The organism is Microcoleus sp. LEGE 07076 (assembly GCF_015207455.1).
GTDB lineage: Bacteria > Cyanobacteriota > Cyanobacteriia > Cyanobacteriales > Microcoleaceae > Microcoleus.
Genome location: NZ_JADEWV010000465.1, coordinates 1 through 1,375, shown reverse-complemented (window position 1 = coordinate 1,375; position 1,375 = coordinate 1). Strand labels below are relative to the sequence as shown.

Sequence of the window (1,375 nt, the reverse complement as noted above, 5' to 3'; positions counted from 1 at the left end):
GGGAATTCGGGGGGGGAGTCGCCGACGCAGATGCGGGCGGCGGCTGGATGGGAGGAAAGGTCTATCCACCGGCGCCCCTTCATGGTACGCAGGGCTAGGGAGACGGTAAATCGATCGCGCTGGTAGACTTGTTCTAAGCGCGCTGGCAGCCATTTGGCTCGCAGTTCGCTGCAAGTGGCGGTTAAAGTTGTAAAGTCTACGGGTTGCACGGTGGCCTCTTTGCGGTCGATCGAACTATGTACTTCTATAGTTACAGATATCGGTCGTATTTAACCGATATTATCTAATTTTTGAAACCCGATTGGACAAAATGTATCAAATGGAGGCCCCAGACTGTGTCTCACAATCAATCTCTTTTCTGCTGGTGGAACAAGCCGGATTGCACGCAGGCGAGATGCCTGTCCCACAATAAATCTCTTTTTTTTTTGACATAACAGGTCGGAAAGCCTGTTGCCAAATATTTTAGAGCGAGCCTACTAAATTCCTGTTATTGTTAGTTAAGGATCGTGAGTTGAATAATTTAGACAAGCTTGTGGGACGGGTTCTCCCGCCCATCCCACAAGAACAATAAAGATTGCAAGTTATTTGATTCTCATTTCTCAATGTCAAATATATCTGTTCTCAAACAAGCCGGAGCGGAGGCAGGCAAGATGGCTGCCCTACAATCAATATAGCTTTTTGACAGAACAGGCCAGAAAGTTGGTTGCCAAATATTTTGGAGCGAGCCTAGTAAATTTATGTTACTGTTAATTATATGTCAAACATATCTGTTCTCAAACAAGCCGCTGTATCAAATACTAAACCATCTCCTGCTGCCGTAGTTGCAGCCCTTCTCGAAGCCGAGAAAGACGCGAGAAAAAATAAAAATTGCTATGCTTTCGAGCAATTAACTGGCAAGTGGCAACTGTGCTTGATCACCGGCACAAAAAAAACTAGAGAAAAAGCGGGGATTGTGTTGGGTGCTGGACGTTACATCCCTGAGTGGGTAGCGAAAATTCAAATTGCTTATTCGGCGGAACCTGTTGCTGGTGCGGCAGCGGATATCGAAACTGGTAAGGTGGAGAATTCGGTGCAAGTGGGGGCGATCGAACTCACTCTTTCCGGGCCGACTAAGTTTTTGGTAAATAAGAATATTTTAGCTTTTGATTTTACCAGAATTACTGTGAAATTGTTGGGTAAAACTGTGTATCAAGGATTTATTGGCGGCGGTGAATCGCGGGAGGCGGATTTTTTGAGTTTGAGTGTGGGGAAGCAGGCTTTTTTTGCATATTTTCTGGTAGATGATGAGGTAATTGCTGCCAGGGGAAGGGGCGGCGGATTGGCTTTGTGGCGGTTTGTAGGGGCGGGTTCTACCCACAATTTATAATTTCTACTG

At 46.0% G+C, this 1,375-nt stretch carries 2 protein-coding genes; one reads left to right on the top strand and one right to left on the bottom strand.

Annotation, left to right across the window (positions count from 1 at the left end):
* The coding region (locus IQ270_RS30285; RefSeq protein ID WP_193976784.1) for an NFACT family protein at window positions 1-209 on the bottom strand (209 nt) is incomplete at its 3' end.
* Window positions 210-754: 545 nt separating this feature from the next.
* On the opposite strand from IQ270_RS30285, the gene IQ270_RS30280 reads away from it, so the two are divergent.
* Entirely contained in the window at window positions 755-1,366 is a 612-nt protein-coding gene (locus tag IQ270_RS30280) for a hypothetical protein (RefSeq protein WP_193976783.1), read from the top strand.
* Window positions 1,367-1,375 lie beyond the last annotated feature (9 nt).

Excerpts from the sequence above, each read along its gene's own strand:
- IQ270_RS30280 (WP_193976783.1), top strand. The coding sequence starts at position 755 with ATGTCAAACATATCTGTTCTCAAACAAGCCGCTGTATCAAATACTAAA.